We start from the raw sequence: 15,952 nt of genomic DNA, 5'->3' as shown, positions 1-15,952 counted from the left end.
ATCGATTCGTTACCCGATGGATCAGATGACGGGATCGTAGCGCCATCCGTCGCGGCTCCACTGCATCGTATGCGTCGGCGCGAGCGCGGCGATGAAATCTGCGTCGTGCGACGCCACGACCAGTGCGCCCGGGAAGTCTGCCAGCGCCCCTTCGATCGCGCGCACGGATTCCAGATCGAGGTGGTTGGTAGGCTCGTCGAGCAGCAGCAACTGCGCCGGCGCGCCGCGCCAGAGCGCACAGGCGAGCGCGGCCTTCAACCGCTCCCCTCCGCTCAGGTGGCGCGACGGTTGAGTCACGCGCGCGGCATCAAGTTGCAATAGCGCGAGCCGGCTGCGCAACTCCCCTTCTGCGAGCGGTGTGTCGAGCAACCCGAGTTGTTCGACGATCGAGCGGTCGGGATCGAGCTGCGCGAGTTTCTGGTCGATGTATGCGCTGCGGACATGCGTCACGCTGCGCCCCGCGTCGGGCGCGAACTGTCCCGCAAGCAGGCGCAGCAGTGTCGACTTCCCGCATCCGTTCGGGCCCGTCAGCGCCACGCGAACAGGGCCGCTGCACGACCAGTTGAGCGTGGCGGCGGGATCGTCGTGCGCGAGCCATGGCAGCCTCGCCTCTTCAAGCGTGAAGACCTGGCGGCGCGCGCTAATCTCGGCGCCAGGCAGCGCCACCAGCACGGGCGCGTCGGGTTCGACGCGTGCGACAGCTTCGGTCACGCGCTCATCGAGCGCCTCCTTGCGCTCGCGCTGCTCGGCCCTGACCTGCCCCATCACATTGCGCGCACCGCCCTTGATCCCCTCTTTCGCCATCGAGGATAGATTGGCCGTCTTCGCGTAACGCAATGTGCCGGCGGCATGTCTTTGTATCGTGTCGTGTTCGCGCTGAAGCCTGCGCGCGGCTCGCTCGCGTTCAGTGCGCGCATGGCTGAGCGCGCTTTTTGCCGCTTCGTGTTCTGCATCGCGCTGCGTGCGGTAGCTGGCATAGTTGCCGCCATAGGCTCGCAGGCCCTTGGGCGTGACCTCGATAATGCGCTGCATTTGCGCAAGCAGCGCACGGTCATGGCTCACGACGACGAGGCCACCGCGCCATCCCTCAAGCGCCCCGCGCAGCCACGCGCGGCCAGCGGCGTCGAGGTGATTGGTCGGCTCGTCGAGCACGAGCAAGCCGGCGTCCGCCAGCAGCGCGCCGATCAAGGTAACGCGCGCAAGTTCGCCACCACTAAGCGTGCGCGCCAATGCATCGGACTCCAGATGATCGAGCCCTGCCGCATCAAGCGCCATACGCAGGCGCTCAGCGAGATCCCAGCGCTCGCCGATCAAGTCGAAATCGCCGGTGTCGGCCACGCCGTTTGCTAGCCGCGCCAGGGCCGCGAGCGGCGCATCGAGCCCCGCGACTTGCGCAACAGTCTGGCTATCGTGCGATGCGTCGACATGTTGCTGGGCCGCGAACGCGACCCTGACGTGCCGGTCGATCGAACCGGACGTCGGCTCGATTCGCCCGGCGATCAGTTGCGCGAGCATGCTTTTGCCGACGCCGTTGCGGCCGACAATGCCAGTGGGCACGCGATCGAGAACGAGGTCTAGCGAGTCGAATAGCGTAACGCCGCTATCGAACCGGAACGAAATATGATGGAGTGCGACAAGCGTCGCGGCTGGCGTGACTCGAGCCATAAGCTTCTCCCGAATGTATGAAACCACTCGCGCAGCGTGTATGACGCTGGCGCGAAAACATTTATTGGGGAAAGCTTAGTTGTCCACTTTGGCTGGAGTCCGGTGTGCAGGTATGGAAGGCGCATGATAACAACGCGCGATGCCTGGCACAAGCCGTACGCTTCAAAAGCGGTCGATCATGCCAAACTGCACGCCGCGCACTGGCGCGCCCGGCCATGACGGCGGCAGGCCGGTGACGTTCACGCCGCGCAGCGTGAAGGTCGCCTCATTACGATTGCGCAGCCACCCTGCGCTCGCGTAGAGCAGCACGCGCTTCGAGAGGTCGTATTCGCACGCGGCGCTGAACTGGTCGGCGTCGTTATCGGCGCCCGAGAGGTCGTGCACCCACGCGTAACCGAGCGAAGCGCGAAACCGCGAGGTGATCGCATAGCGCGCCGAGACCGAGACGCCGTTGTTGTGGTTGCGCGGCGTGCCGCCATCGCCGTTGAAATACGCGAGAAATCCGGTCACCTGGCCGAGGACGTACGACACGCCTCCCAGATTGGCTCGCAACGCGCCATCGCCGTTTTGCTGTTGATGCGCATATGAAATGCGAAACGGTCCGTGCCGCCACTCGACGGTTTCGATGTTGCCGGCCAGCCCGTTGCTGCCCGCGGACGGATCGCGCAGCGAGGCCATCAGCGTGGTCGAGAAACCGTAGATGTCGGGAGACAGATAAGTGATCGCGTTGCTTTCGTATGGCGTGATCTTCGATAGATTGTTGAGGCCCGAAGCGATGGTGCCCGCGCCGAACGCGTCGAGTTGTCCCTTGAACGGAATATAGATAGGCGAGTATTGCCGCCCTACGCGCACCGTGCCCCATTGCGTGCCGAGGCCTATCCATGCCTGGCGGTTGAAGATCGTGTTGGCTACGGCAAAGGTCCCGTCGTTGGAGCCGAAGCCGTTTTCCAGCTCGAACAATATCTTGATGCCGTCGCCGATATCCTCCACGCCGCGCAACCCGAAGCGCGAGCCGCGATACGCGCCCGAGTCCATGCGCGCGACCCAGCCCGCGCCCGGATTCGTCACCTCGATGCTCGTGTCGAGCGCCCCGTACAGCGTGACCGAGCTTTGCGCGTGTGCGCTTATCGTGTGCAACGTGGCGAATGTTGCCGCGGACAACACCGCCCAGGCGCGCGCCGCGCGCAATGTTCGACTCATGAGGGAAAAGCGGGTGAGGCGCACGAGCGGTGCGTCGCATGCTGCGTGAGGGGCGGCAGGTGCTGTGCTTCTTGCCTGCCGCCGCGTGGAAAACGCACAAACCGCGGCCGCCCGGTGTTGCCAGGCGACCGCGCCTTGCTCATTGCTTCGGCAGCGCGTAGGCAATCACGTAGTCGCCGAGCTTCGTGCCGAACGAGCCGTGCCCGCCTGCCGCGATCACGACGAACTGACGGCCATTCACCGCGTACGTCATCGGCGTGGCTTGACCGCCGGCGGGCAGCCGCGCTTGCCAGAGCCGATTGCCGTTGTTGACGTCGAAGGCGCGCAGGTAGTTGTCTGCCGTCGCGCCGATGAAGATCACGCCGCCTGCCGTCACCATCGGACCGCCCAGCATCGGCATCCCCGTGCGGAAGGCCACGGGAATCGGCGAACTGTCACGCGTCGTGCCGATGCGCTTTTTCCAGACGATCTTGTTGGTCTTGAGGTCGACCACGGAGATGTAACCCCACGCCGGCTGCTTGCAAGGCAGCCCGATCGGCGACATGAACGGATTGAGCGTCACGCCATAAGGCACGCCGTATTGCGGCTGGATGCCCGCCTCCGTGCCGCTGCCCTTCGCGCCCGGCTGCGGTTCCATCGGATTGCCCGGTCCGCGCGGAATGAGCCGCGAGACGAACGGCAGTGCGATGGGGTTCGCCACCGCGATCTGCCGGTCGGTGTCGATGGCGAGGCCACCCCACTCGAACATGCCGAGGTTGCCCGGGAAGATCAGCGAGCCCTGCAGCGAAGGCGGCGTGAACGTGCCTTCATAGCGCAGCTTGTGGAACATCACGCGACAGATGAGCTGGTCGTACATCGTGGCGCCCCACATGTCGGCGTCGGTGAGATTCTTCGACGGCCGGAACGTGAGTTCCGAGAACGGCTGTGTGGGCGAGACGTGGTCGCCGGGCGCCGCGCCCTGCGGCACCGGCATTTCGGGTGCGGGCACGACGAGCTCGCCGGTGCGGCGGTCCAGCACGAACAGGTTGCCCGTCTTCGCGGGCGCATACACCACCGGCACGGTCTTGCCGTCCTTGTCGGTGATGTCGGCGAGCGTGGGCTGCGAGGGCTGATCCATGTCCCACAGGTCGTGGTGTACCGTCTGGTAGAACCAGGCGAGTTTGCCGGTCGAGGCGTGCAGCGCGAGCAGGCCCGTTGCGTAACGCTCCAGGTCGGGCGTGCGGTCGCCGCCCCAGATGTCCGGCGTCTTCACGCCCATCGGCAGATAAACGATATCGAGCTTCGCATCGTAGGCGGCCGGCGCCCACGAGTTCGGTGAATTCCACACGTAGTGCTCGCCGGGGCCCGGAATCTTGTTCGGGTCTGCCGCGCCCGGATCGAACGCCCACAGCAGTTCGCCCGTGCGCACGTCGAAGCCGCGAATCACGCCCGAAGGCTCGCGCGTCGAGAAGTTGTCTTCCACCGCGCCCGCCACGATGATCACCTTGTTCGTGACGATGGGCGGCGAGGTGGGCTCGTACATGCCCGGTGTCGTGACCGGCATGGCGTGCTGCAGGTCGAGGTCGCCGTTGTTGCCGAAGCCCGCGCAACGCTCGCCCGTCAGCGCATCGAGTGCATAGAGATGGCCGTCGTTCACGGGCAGCAGGATGCGGCGCATGCAGGTGCCGTTCGTGGCGGCAGGCGTTGCTGCGGCCGCGGGTGCGCTCGCGGGCGCGGCGGCTTCCGTTGCTGACGCAGGATCACTGGCTGGCGCAGCCGCTTCGGTTCCCGAAGCCGCCGCGGCGTCCGATGCGGCCGCGGGCGTCGTCGCTGTCGCTCCCAGGTCCGCCGCCGCGGCGTTCACGGACGCCGCCGAAAGATCCACGAACGACACGCCCCGGCAGGTCACGTGCTGGAACGAGGGATCGGCCTGAAGCTTCGGATCGAACTTCCATTTGAGCTCGCCGGTTTGCGCGTCGAGCGCGAACAGGATCTGGTGCGGCGAGCACAGGTAAAGCAGATCGCCGATCTTGATCGGCGTGACTTCGTTGGTGATCTCGACCGGATCGTTGGGGCCTTTCGTGTCGCCGGTGCGGAAGGTCCAGGCCACCTGGAGGTTATGCACGTTCTCGGGCGTGATCTGCTGCAGCGGCGAATAGCGCGTGCCTTGCTGGTCGCGTCCATAAGCGGGCCATTCGGACGGCTCGATGCCGTCGACGTTCGGCGCGGGCGTGGCCCTCACCGCCGCGAGCGAGCCGTTGATCTGCTGCGGGTCGTTGAAATGCGCATACGCGAGCACGCCGCCCCATACGAGCAGCCCGACCACGAGTGAAAGCACGCCGAACTGGCGCGGGCGCTCCAGGTGCCAGCTCATGAGCACGAGCAGCCAGATGCCGAACACCACCAGCACGCCCGAGCGCGGCACGAGCGCCCAGAAGTCCGGCCCTGACTCCCAGAGGCCCCAAATCGCGGTGCCGATCAGCACGATCGCATAGAGCACGAACGCGGAGGGGCTCGCGCGCCATAGCAGCCAGGCGAAGACGAGCAGCAGCACGCCCGTCACGACGTAGTACGGCGAGCCGCCGAGAGAAATGAGCCACGCGCCGCCAGCCAGCAGATACACCGCCGTGAGCAATGTGAACAGTACGGAGATGACTCCGATGAAGCCCAGCGGTTTCGATAGTCTGGCCATGATCTCAACCTTCCTCGAAGAATGCCGTCTGCGATGGCGGAAAATAGCGTGGCGTCAGAACACGTGCATCATCCCGACGTAGGCGCCCGTTTGCGATTGGCCAGCCATGGGGCTGGTCGGCGTGCTCGAGTCGCGCGGCGTGGCGAACACGGAGAACGTACCGTTCTTGCTGTTGTCCACATAAGCGACCGTGCCATACAGGAACGTGCGCGCACTCAGGTTGTACGTCGCGCCGAGCACGTAGAGCATGGCGTGGCTCGCGGGGTCGTGCGCGGCGTCGCCGCCGCCCTCGCCTACGTGAATATAGAAACCCGCGGTGGTCACCGCCCATTTCGGTGTGGCCTGCCAGGTCGCGCCCAGCCAGTAGTGATCGGCGGTATCGGAAATGCCTGGCGGCGAATCGGGTGCGGAGTAATGCGTGTACGCAGCCTGGATCTTGAACTTCTGCACGCGCAGGTTGCCGCCCACGAAGTACTCGCGCGAGGCCGTGAAGATGTTGGAAAAGCGGCCGCTCGAATCGCGCAGTTCGTCGTAGATGCCGCGCAAATCGAAGAGCGGCGAGTGATACGAGAGCATGATGCCGTCCGAGCGGCCGAACTCGCCTTCGGCGCCGGCGTTGAAGTTGCCTGGCTGGTTGCCGAACGAATACTGCCCTTGTACATCGAGGCCGTTCCACACCGGGCTGTGATATTCGATGTTGTTGCTCGTTTGCTGCCAGTTGCGCCCTCGCACAAGTGAGGCCGACGACACTGCCTGCTGCACGAACGGATCGAATGCCCACACGCCGTCGCTGTCGATGAAGAGGTTACGGCCGGCTTGCAGTTGGCCCCATGTGTCGTTCTTCAACCCCACAAACGCGCGGCGCGACCAGAGCCGGCCGCCGCCCGTCGTGCCGTTCATGATCTGCACGGCGGTCTCGAGGTTGAAGATCGCGGCGCTGCCGCCGCCCAGGTCCTCAGTGCCCTTGAGGCCGAACATGCTGGTACCCCAGTCGCCGCCTTCGGCGCTCCAGCGGCTCGAACTGCCGCCGTTGCCATTCGCGATGTGATTGAGGTATTCGATGCCGCCATCCACGCGGCCATACATCGTGACACTCGATTGCGCGCACGCGGCCGAACTGGCGGCGAGCAGCACCACTGCGCCCAGAGTCGCTTTCACGTTGGCTCCCTCGTGGAGTCTTCTTTCTTGGTCCGGTCCATGCCGGGGCGGATAGCGTGATTGAACGTGCGGACAGCCGGCGCGCGTGGTCTCATGCCGGCCAGCCACATCGCGCACTAAAAAAGCATAGCGCGTGGTGAAAAAAGCCGTATTTTGGCTGGACGGCGAACAGTTGCAGGCGCGCGACGGCGCCGGTGGCAGAGCATATTGCGTGCCGCGCCGCACCATGCGCGGCGCATCGCGGGGCGAAAGCCGCGCGCAAACGCAGCGTCGATCCGCGCGAATCACAAACGCGACGCTTTCGAATATCCAGCTTCGCCCCGAAGATCAGCGCGGTGTGTAACGCCGAAATCGCTTTCGATCCAGCGGTGTAATGCGGCTGACGCTAGCGCGCGTCGTGCCGCGAATCTGCTTTCGTGACGTCACCACTCTGGGCAGGCTGCGGCTGAGTCGCGCGCACAGCGTGAAAAACCGGCAAACGCCAGCCGAAATAGAGCGCGGCCAGCCGCAACGCCACGCACGAAACCACGGCCACCCAGGGCGTCCAGAACGTCGACCAGCCCGCGTACGTGAGCCCCACCTGCACGGCGGCCCCAAGCAGCGCCGCCGAAGCATAGATCTCGCGCTCGAGAATGGCGGGCACGCGTGAGAGCAGCACATCGCGCATCACGCCGCCGCCTACCGCGCTCACGATGCCGAGGATGATGGCCGGCTCCGCGCTCTGGCTGTACGCAAGCGCCTTCTGCGCGCCCGCCACCGCAAAGAGCCCGAGACCGATCGCATCGAACAACAGCACGGGATGACGCAGCCGCCGAACCTGCGGGTACGCAGCAATGGTCAGCCCCGTAGCCAGCAGCGTGACTGCGAGATAGGCCCAGTTCGCGAGCCCAGCAGGCGGGACTGCGCCGATGCACAGGTCGCGGATGATGCCGCCGCCGCAAGCCACCATGAAGCTCACGACGACGATGCCGAACAGATCGAGCCGCCGCTGCCGCGCGGCCACAGCGCCGGAGATTGCGAATGCGAACGTACCGATCAGGTCGAGTACCGTATAGGCCGTGTGAGCGTTGATATGCGCGCCCACGTGCGCCCCGAGTGCCACGCTCACGCCGCCTCGCTTTCGCGGCCGAGCCACGCGGCGGCCGCGCACAGCATCGCTTCGAGGCCGGCGCGCAACGTAGGGTCGAGCACCGGCGCGAACTTCGGCGAGTGATTGCTCGGGATTTCGTTGAGCTTCTTCGCGGCCCTGGCTTGCGCGTAGACCTCGGGGTCGGTGCCGCCCACGAACCAGAACGCGTACGGCACGCCCCATTCGCGGCCGAACACGCTGAAGTCCTCGCTGGCGGCGGCCGGCTGCGTTTCATAGGCGCGCTCGCCGAACCACGCTTCGAAGGCCTTGCGCAGGCGCGCCGTGGTGGCGTCGTCGTTCACCGTGAGCGGGTAGCTCGACAGCGTCGTGAATTCCGGCTCACGCGGCGCATTCGAGGCCGTGCATTCAGCGCAACAGATGCGGCGGATCGCGCCCAGCATGTACTCGCGCACGTCGTCGTCGAAGGTGCGCATGTTGAGCTTGAGCGTGGCGTCGTCGGGGATGATGTTTTCCTTCGTACCCGCCTGCAGCGAGCCCACCGTGAGCACGGCCGCCTCGCGCGGCGAGATTTCGCGCGAGACGATCGTCTGCAAACGCAGCGTGGTAGAAGCCGCCATGATCACCGGGTCGATCGAGGTTTGCGGCTGCGAGCCGTGCGAACCACGGCCGAACAGCTTCACCTTGAGGCTGTCGCCGGCCGAGAGGATCGTGCCGCTGCGATAGCCCACGGTGCCCGCCGGGCCCACCATCACGTGCTGGCCGAGGATCACGTCGGGCCTCGGAAAGCGCTCGATCATGCCGTCGTCCATCATGCTGCGCGCGCCGCGCCCCACTTCCTCGCCGGGCTGGAACACGGCAAGCAGCGTGCCGCTCCATGCGGCGCGATGCGCGGCCATCAACTGCGCCACGCCAAGGAGCCATGTCACGTGCAGGTCGTGGCCGCACGAGTGCGCCACGCCCACCTGCACGCCCTCTTCGTCTTTGGCGGTCACGGTGCTCGCATACGGCAGGCCGGTGGCTTCGGCCATGGGCAGCGCGTCCATGTCGGCGCGCAGCATCACGACCGGGCCCTCGCCGTTGCGCAGCAGGGCCACGACGCCCGTCACGCCCACTTCGCGGGAGACCTCGTAACCGAGCTTTTCCATGCGCTCCGCCACGAGCGCCGCCGTGCGGAACTCCTGCATCGAGAGTTCAGGATGCTGGTGCAGATCTTTGTAGAGCGCTTCGAGCTCGGGCAGCAGCGCGCCAATGGCGGGCGCCACGGTTTCGACCAGATTGGGCATGGACGACTCCTTCATGCGTATTTCATTGTGCAACGTGCGGCGTGTGGGCCGCGATCTCAAACACCGTCGATCAGGCTCTGCGCAAGCTTGGCGAGCAACTGGTCGAGCGTTTTGCGTTCGTTTTCGGTGAGCACGGCAGCGAGTTCGGATTCGAGCTTCGAGCCGGCTTTTTCCGAGGCATTCGCCACTTTCGCGCCTTCGGGCGTGACGCGCAGCACGACGCTGCGCCGGTCCTGCGCATGCGTGCCGCGCCCAATCAGGCCACGCGACTCGAGTTCGCCGAGCGTTTTGGAAAGCAGCGTTTTTTCGATGAGCGCGCGCTGCGAAACGGCCTTGGGCGTGATGCCCGGCTCGGCACGGATGATGCGCAGCACGCGCATGGCGCGCACGTCGAGATCCCAGCGCTCGCGGTAGACCGCGTTGGCGCGATCCATCAGCAGTGCGCTCGTTTGATCGAGCCTGAAGGTGAGGAAATCTGAATACAAATGCGTGCTCCCATCCGTACGCTAGCTGGACGGCAGTATAGCCAAATAGTTGAAAATTTCAACTATCTGAATTCAGAGGAGACACGATTGAGCAGGCGCAGATATGACAGCGCGGCGGGTCCCCTTTTTACAGGAAGCCCGCCGCGCAGAAGGAAACGTCCGGCGGGGACAGATGCCCCGCCGACGTCATTGCCGAATTGACTTAGAACGCGTGACGCATACCCACCGTCACGGCGACCTGCGTATCGGTCGACGAAGGCGAGAGCGTATTGATCATGGCGTGCGAAAGCACCGAGCCTTGCGGTGCGCCGTGCACGTTCTGGTACACGCCTTCGAGGTAGAAGTCGGTGCGCTTGCTGATGGCGTAATCCGTTTGCAGCATTGCCGTGTTCCAGCCCGGATTCGTACCGTTGTAGGCGCCGTGCGTGTACGTGTACGCACCCGAGACGCTCCATGCCGGCGTGAGCGCGTATTTCACGTTTGCTTCGAAGTTGTCGAGGCGCAGCGAACCGGCGAGCGAGCCAGCCGAGTCGTCGTTCGAGCCAAGATAGGTGCCCGTGCCGAACGAGTAGACGCCGGAGGCGTTGTCGATCTGCGAATGGCTCCAGACCAGACCCACCGTGGCGGGACCGTACGTGTAGTTGCCGCCGAGCGACCAGACGCGTTGACGCTCCGCCAGGAAGTTCGCGCTCGTGTCGCTGGAGGTGACCGCGCCGCTGCTGTTGCCCGCATTGTTGAACTGCAGGTAGCCGGCTGCGAGGTTCAGCGGGCCCTGGGTGTACGAAACGGCGAAGCCGTACGAGCGGTTGTTCGCGAAGTCGCCGGCTTTGTTGCTGAACGAGTACATCGTCTCGAACGTCACGCCGTACCAGGTCGGGCTTGCGTACTTGACGGAGTTGTTGATGACCACCGAGTTCGCGGCGAGGTTGTCGTTCTCGAACGGGTGAGCCGCGAGGCTGCCGCCCCACGTGTTGAATTCCGCCGTGAGCGGGCCCACGAGGTCGTTCATCACGTCGAACTGGCGGCCGAACGTCAGCGTGCCGTACGGATCGCTTTGCAGGCCCACCCACGCTTGCGAACCGAAGCCGAGACCCGAGAACGCCTGCGCGCCGTTGTTGAGGAGGAAGCCTTGTTCGAGCTTGAAGATTGCATGCAGACCGCCGCCCAGATCTTCCGAACCCTTGAGGCCGAACACCGTGTTCTGCGTGGAGCTGCTGTTCAGCTGCCAGTTGCTGTGGCCGAACTGGTTGTTCGTGTAGACGAGACCGGTGTCGATCAGGCCGTAGAGGGTCACGCTGCTTTGCGCGTGCGCCGAAATAGCAAAGGCGCTCAGAAGTGCCGCGGCGAGTAGCGATTTTTTCATGTTTTCAAGCTCCGGATTGGGCGGTGGGTCAATGCATCGAATTCAGGCAGCCGGCACCATCGACGTGCAATCTCATAGGCGTGCATTCCATTTCGGTGCGGATTCAAAATCGAAAAGCTATCCATCGACGATTATTGCGAATTGCGCAATTCATCGGTGTTGAAAATGCAATGCCAAAATGGGAGTCGTGCGGTGAGTGCGGCGCGAATCGAACACCGGCATCATAGGGTGTCGAAAATAAAAATGGTGTCGAAATTCGAGTGACGTGGCGTCGATGGCACAACCGCGCCGGGCAAGGGTCGACGCGCGTCGTGGAATGTGCGGGGCGTGAATATCGCCGAGCAAATTACATAACGCTTTCGAAGTGATGCATTAAGCCAGGTGAGAAAGGCCGATTATCCACATCGAGAATCTCTGAAGTAATCGGCCCTCGGAGCCTGTTGATTGTTCTATTAATCCGCTTTCTCTTTTGGCTTGACGTGATTCGTTTAGGCGGCCGGCGCAACCGATGCGCCCGCTATTGCGTGGCGCTCCAAAGCCTCTGCGACGAATCCCGATGCCTTCATCGTTTCGACAAACGCACCGAGCGCTTCGGCGGCCTGCGGACCGCGGCTCTTCGCGACGCCCATGGCCTGGCGAATCACCATGAAGCGTTCGTCGAGCAGACGCAAGCCGCTGGCTTTAGCGGCATCGGCTTCGAGTTGTTGCTTCACGCCCGCAGCGACTTCGAGCCCTTGTTCGAGGAACGTTTGCACGACGGTGGGCGAAGTCGGTGCTCGCACGATTTGCGCTTGCTTCAACTCGCGCGTGAGAAAGAGATCGTACGCACTGCCCTTGCCCACGGCCACGCGATTATGCGGTTGATCGACATCGGCATTGGTACGCACCGGAGAGTCGTTGCGAACCAGATAGAAGCCTTCGATCAACACATAAGGCGCGGTGAACGCGATCGTCTCGCCTCGCTTGGGATCGACGGCAAAGAAGCCGAAGTCCGCGCGTTCGTCGCTCACGGCTTCGACGGATTTGCCCGCTGCGTCGAATACGACAAGTTCGAGCGGTACGCCCAAATGCTGCGCGAAGGCGCGCGCGAGATCGACGGAAACGCCGAACGGTTCGCCCGACGCCGCGTCGCGATTCGCGAGTATCGGATTGCCGAGATTGATGGAGGCGCGCAACGTGCCCGTGGGCGCGAAGGCTTTGACGACAGCGGGATCGATGTTCATGGGGAGCGCGGGGCGAAATCGGGTCTTTCGAGCATATCATCCCGCTCGCCTGTGCGCGCCCACCATCACCATGCGTTCATCGCTCAGCCCGTGTCCCCACCGGCGACTGGCAAGATCGAGCCGGTGATATAGCTCGCCTCGTCCGAAGCGAGAAACAGGATCGGCGCGACCTGCTCGTCAAGGCTACCGTAGCGCTTGAAGAAGGTCGATGCGGTGACCTGGCGCACGGCCTCGCCCATCCACGACTTTTCCTGCTCGCTGTCGCCCGCGGCATTGCGCGGAATGCGGCGCGGCGGTGCTTCGGTGCCGCCCGGCGCCGTCGCGACCACGCGGATATTATGTTCAGCGTATTCCATAGCCAACGATTGCGTCATCGCATTGACGCCGCCCTTCGCTGCCGAATACGGCACGCGGCGAATACCGCGCGTGGCGTTCGACGATACGTTGACGATGGTTCCGCGTCCGCGCTCGAGCAAATGTGGCAGCACGGCATGGCACGTGTATAGCGTGGGCATCAGCGAGCGGCGGATTTCCGCGTCGATCTGCGCAGGCTCGAATTCCGCGAACGGCCGCATGCGGATCGCACCGCCCACGCCGTTGATGAGAATGTCGATGCCGCCGAACTTTTGCGCGGCGAAATCCATTGCCGCTTTTGCGCCCTCATACGTCTCGAGGTCGGCGACGAATCCCGCTGTTTCCGCGCCCTGCGCTTCGGCCGCGACTTCGGCTACGAAATCCGCGCGATCGACGAACACCACCCTGCCGCCTTCGGCCGCCGCACGCAACGCCACACCGCGGCCAATTCCCTGCGCCGCCCCGGTGACGACGACGACTTTGCCTGCGAATCGTTGCATGATCATGCCGCCTTCGGGACTACGTTGGGAGTGAACTTCTCGTAGTGGAAGCTGTTGGGCTTCACGCCTTCGTCGTCGAAGTACTTGCGTACGGCGTCCACCATTGGCGGCGGGCCGCACAGATACACGTCGACGTCGCCATCGTTCAAGGCGTCGGCGGGAATATGCTGCGTGACCCAGCCCTTGCGCGGGTGATTCGAATCCGCATCGGCGATAACGGTAGCAAAGCTGAAGTTCGGCAGCTTCGCCGCGTAGGCTTCGACGGCTTCGACCAGCACCAGGTCGAGGTCGCGCGTCACGCCGTAAATCAGATGCACCTTCTGCTGCGCGTTGTTGCGCGCGAGTACTTCCAGCATGGAGAGGAATGGCGCCAGACCCGTGCCGCCCGCGAGGAACAGCAGCGGCCGCTGCACGTCGCGCAGATAGAAGCTGCCGAGCGGTCCCGTCAATTCGAGCTTCGTGCCCGCCTGCGCGGCTTCGAGCCACGTGCTCATCACGCCGCCCGGAATCTTCTTGATCAGGAAGCTGATTTTCGATTCGCCCGGCGCGGAAGATAAGGAATACGAACGATGCTGGCCGCTGCCCGGTACGTCGATGTTGACGTACTGGCCCGGCAGGAATACGGGGCCCGCTGCGTCGACGTCCAGTTCGAGCACAACGGCGGCGTCGTTGTGCTGTTCGACCTTCGTGACCGTCGCCGCAAACTTGCCATGCGCTGTTTTGCACACCGTGGAAGACGCGGGAATCGCGATCACGCAATCGCTTTCCGGCACCATCTGGCAGGTGAGCACGAGACCGCCGTCCTTTTCGTCTTCGGTCAGCGCGTCCTCGATATAGTCTTCGCCCAGGTCGTAGCTGCCGCTTTCCGCACGGCACTTGCAGGTGCCGCACACGCCGTCTGAGCAATCCATCGGCAGGTTGATCCGCGCGCGAAAGGCCGCATCGAGGACTTTTTCGCCCGCCTTGCATTCGATGAAGCGCGTTACGCCGTCTTCGAAATTGAGTGCAATCTTGTAGCTGGACATGGTGTCTCCTTCTATCCCATGTTGAAACTGAGGCTCGATGTCAAACGTGATTTCACACGTGATAAACGTCGAGCACCTGCCGGATGTAGTCGTTCTTCAGCACGATCTTTTTGTAGGCAATCAGGAAGTCGTCGCCGGATCGGCGCAAGGTGACGAACATCGTGCCGAAGAAATGATCCGTGGTCCGGTAGCGGTGACTGAGTGTGTGGAAGTTGTAGCGCAACTCCACTTCTTCGCCGCGGTCCGCCAGCACTTCCACGTTCGTGACGTTGTGGCTCGTGCGCGGCTCTGGCATCGAAGCGCCGCTGCGTTCGGTCTTGATGCGAAACACGCGGTCTTCGAGGCCGCCGCGATCCGGGTAGTACATCAGCGAGATCTGCGATTCGTGGTCGTCGGTGAGCTGGTCATCGTCGTCCCACGCGGGCATCCAGTACGTGACGTCTTCTGCGTAGCAGGCGAGCCATTCTTCCCACTGGCGATCGTCGAGCAGGCGCGCTTCGCGGTAGAGCGCGGCGCAGATTTTCTGGTAATCGTTGCTCATGCCTGCGCTCCCGCTTGTTCGTGATTCAGTTCCTGCTTGAGGGCGTCGCGCATGGCGTGCACCCAGTACTCGTGCTGAACCACGAACAACCCTTCGTCTTCGCTGCGTTCGCCGGAAATGACGGGTTTGAGGCCCATCTTCTTCGCGTTTTCGTCCGCACCTTCGACCCACAGCGGCGCGCCGCGCGAGAGATCGTTCCACATCGCCGTGGTGCCGGCGTAGCCCGCCTGGCAGGCGCGGAACTCTTCCAGGTCGTCGGCGGTGCCCATGCCCGAGACGTTGAAGAAGTCCTCGTACTGGCGAATACGCGTCGCACGATCTTCCGCGCTCTCACCCTTCGGCCCGAAGCAGAAAATGTTCACCTCGGTCTTGTCCACGCTGATGGGGCGCACGACGCGAATCTGCGTGCTGAACTGGTCCATCAGGAACACGTTCGGGTAGAGGCACAAGTTTCTCGTCTGATTGACGATGAAGTCGGCCTGCACTTCACCCACGCGCGTCTTGATTTCGTCGCGATGCTTGTAGACCGGCCGCACTTCCGGGTTCATCGTGTTGGTCCATAGCAGGATGTGGCCATGGTCGAATCCGTAGACACCCGCCACCGACTTGCTCCAGCTATTGGCGTCTACTGCCTGGGTGCCGTCTTCCTTGCGGCGGCCCATCGTCGCGGCGTAATTCCAGTGCACGGTGCTGACGTGGTAGCCGTCGCAGCCGTTCTCCATCTGCATCTTCCAGTTGCCGTCGTAGACATACGAGGAGTTGCCGCGCAGCACTTCGAGCCCGTTGGGCGACTGGTCGACGATCTGGTCGATGATGATCTTCGCTTCGCCGAGGTAGTCTTCCAGCGGCTGCACGTCGGCATTGAGGCTGCCGAACAGAAAGCCCCGGTAGTTCTCGAAGCGTGCGATCTTCTTCAGGTCATGCGAGCCCTGCTTGTTGAATTGCACCGGGTATTCCGTGGTCTTTTCATCCTTCACCTTGAGCAGCTTGCCGGTGTTGGAGAACGTCCAGCCGTGGAACGGACAGGTGAAGCTCCCCTTGTTGCCGTGCTTACGCCGGCACAGCATGGCGCCTTTGTGCGCGCAGGCGTTGATCACGGCGTTGAGCGTGCCGGTCTTGTCGCGCGTAATGACTACCGGTTGACGACCCAGCCACGTGGTGTAGTAGTCGTTGTTTTCGGGAATCTGGCTTTCGTGCGCGAGGTATACCCAGTTCTTCTCGAAGATGTATTTCATCTCCAGTTCGAACAGGTCGGCATTGGTGAAGATGTCGCGTCGGCAACGGAACACACCGTTTTGCTTGTCGTCCTGCACGGCGGTGGACAGCAGGTGATCCAGGTCACTGGCTTTGTCGATGATGGCTGACATATTAGCTCTCCTATGCATACTCCACAC

General features: G+C 63.6%; 14 protein-coding genes. 1 reads left to right on the top strand and 13 read right to left on the bottom strand.

Going from position 1 to position 15,952, the window contains the following annotated elements:
- Positions 1-21 precede the first annotated feature (21 nt).
- The 4 genes from E1N52_RS33365 to E1N52_RS33350 form a co-directional block, all read right to left on the bottom strand.
- Positions 22-1,665 (bottom strand): ABC-F family ATP-binding cassette domain-containing protein, encoded by a 1,644-nt coding sequence (locus E1N52_RS33365; RefSeq protein ID WP_133187917.1) that lies wholly within the window; start codon positions 1,663-1,665, stop codon positions 22-24.
- Positions 1,666-1,827: 162 nt separating this feature from the next.
- A complete protein-coding gene (locus E1N52_RS33360) occupies positions 1,828-2,865 on the bottom strand; it encodes a porin (RefSeq protein ID WP_133187915.1) in 1,038 nt (345 codons plus the stop codon).
- 139 nt (positions 2,866-3,004) lie between these two features.
- The gene (locus E1N52_RS33355) at positions 3,005-5,536 is read right to left on the bottom strand and encodes a glucose/quinate/shikimate family membrane-bound PQQ-dependent dehydrogenase (protein WP_133187913.1); all 2,532 of its coding nucleotides are present in this window, start codon (positions 5,534-5,536) and stop codon (positions 3,005-3,007) included.
- Positions 5,537-5,590: 54 nt separating this feature from the next.
- Positions 5,591-6,694, bottom strand: coding sequence for a porin (locus E1N52_RS33350; protein WP_133187911.1), 1,104 nt, complete (start codon positions 6,692-6,694; stop codon positions 5,591-5,593).
- Positions 6,695-6,827: 133 nt separating this feature from the next.
- On the opposite strand from E1N52_RS33350, the gene E1N52_RS33345 reads away from it, so the two are divergent.
- Entirely contained in the window at positions 6,828-7,037 is a 210-nt protein-coding gene (locus tag E1N52_RS33345; RefSeq protein ID WP_133187909.1) for a hypothetical protein, read from the top strand.
- A 42-nt stretch (positions 7,038-7,079) separates the two neighbouring features.
- On the opposite strand, the gene E1N52_RS33340 is transcribed toward E1N52_RS33345, so the two are convergent.
- The 9 genes from E1N52_RS33340 to E1N52_RS33300 all read right to left on the bottom strand — a co-directional run bounded on the left by E1N52_RS33340 (position 7,080) and on the right by E1N52_RS33300 (position 15,925).
- Positions 7,080-7,766 (bottom strand): trimeric intracellular cation channel family protein, encoded by a 687-nt coding sequence (locus tag E1N52_RS33340; RefSeq protein ID WP_133187997.1) that lies wholly within the window; start codon positions 7,764-7,766, stop codon positions 7,080-7,082.
- Positions 7,767-7,798: 32 nt separating this feature from the next.
- Positions 7,799-9,067: a M20 family metallopeptidase gene (locus tag E1N52_RS33335; RefSeq protein ID WP_133187907.1), complete on the bottom strand. Its 1,269-nt coding sequence runs from the start codon at positions 9,065-9,067 to the stop codon at positions 7,799-7,801.
- 56 nt (positions 9,068-9,123) lie between these two features.
- Positions 9,124-9,552, bottom strand: a complete 429-nt coding sequence (locus E1N52_RS33330) for a MarR family winged helix-turn-helix transcriptional regulator (protein ID WP_133187905.1) — start codon at positions 9,550-9,552, stop codon at positions 9,124-9,126.
- A gap of 202 nt (positions 9,553-9,754) precedes the next feature.
- Positions 9,755-10,915, bottom strand: a complete 1,161-nt coding sequence (locus tag E1N52_RS33325) for a porin (RefSeq protein ID WP_133187903.1) — start codon at positions 10,913-10,915, stop codon at positions 9,755-9,757.
- 488 nt (positions 10,916-11,403) lie between these two features.
- Complete coding sequence (locus E1N52_RS33320; protein ID WP_133187901.1) at positions 11,404-12,138, bottom strand: ABC transporter substrate-binding protein; 735 nt, start codon at positions 12,136-12,138, stop codon at positions 11,404-11,406.
- 83 nt (positions 12,139-12,221) lie between these two features.
- Positions 12,222-12,998, bottom strand: coding sequence for a benzoate diol dehydrogenase BenD (gene benD / locus E1N52_RS33315; RefSeq protein ID WP_133187899.1), 777 nt, complete (start codon positions 12,996-12,998; stop codon positions 12,222-12,224).
- Positions 12,995-14,017: a benzoate 1,2-dioxygenase electron transfer component BenC gene (gene benC / locus E1N52_RS33310; protein WP_133187897.1), complete on the bottom strand. Its 1,023-nt coding sequence runs from the start codon at positions 14,015-14,017 to the stop codon at positions 12,995-12,997. Before benC ends, benD begins: the two co-directional genes overlap by 4 nt.
- 52 nt (positions 14,018-14,069) lie before the next feature.
- A complete protein-coding gene (gene benB / locus E1N52_RS33305; protein ID WP_133187895.1) occupies positions 14,070-14,558 on the bottom strand; it encodes a benzoate 1,2-dioxygenase small subunit in 489 nt (162 codons plus the stop codon).
- Positions 14,555-15,925, bottom strand: coding sequence for a Rieske 2Fe-2S domain-containing protein (locus E1N52_RS33300; RefSeq protein WP_133187893.1), 1,371 nt, complete (start codon positions 15,923-15,925; stop codon positions 14,555-14,557). Before E1N52_RS33300 ends, benB begins: the two co-directional genes overlap by 4 nt.
- Positions 15,926-15,952: the final 27 nt, after the last annotated feature.

Origin of the sequence: Paraburkholderia guartelaensis (assembly GCF_004353905.1) — a bacterium.
Taxonomy (GTDB): Bacteria; Pseudomonadota; Gammaproteobacteria; order Burkholderiales; family Burkholderiaceae; genus Paraburkholderia; species Paraburkholderia guartelaensis.
The sequence above is the reverse complement of the archived record's forward strand: the minus strand, read 5'-3'. Positions and strand labels throughout refer to the sequence as shown.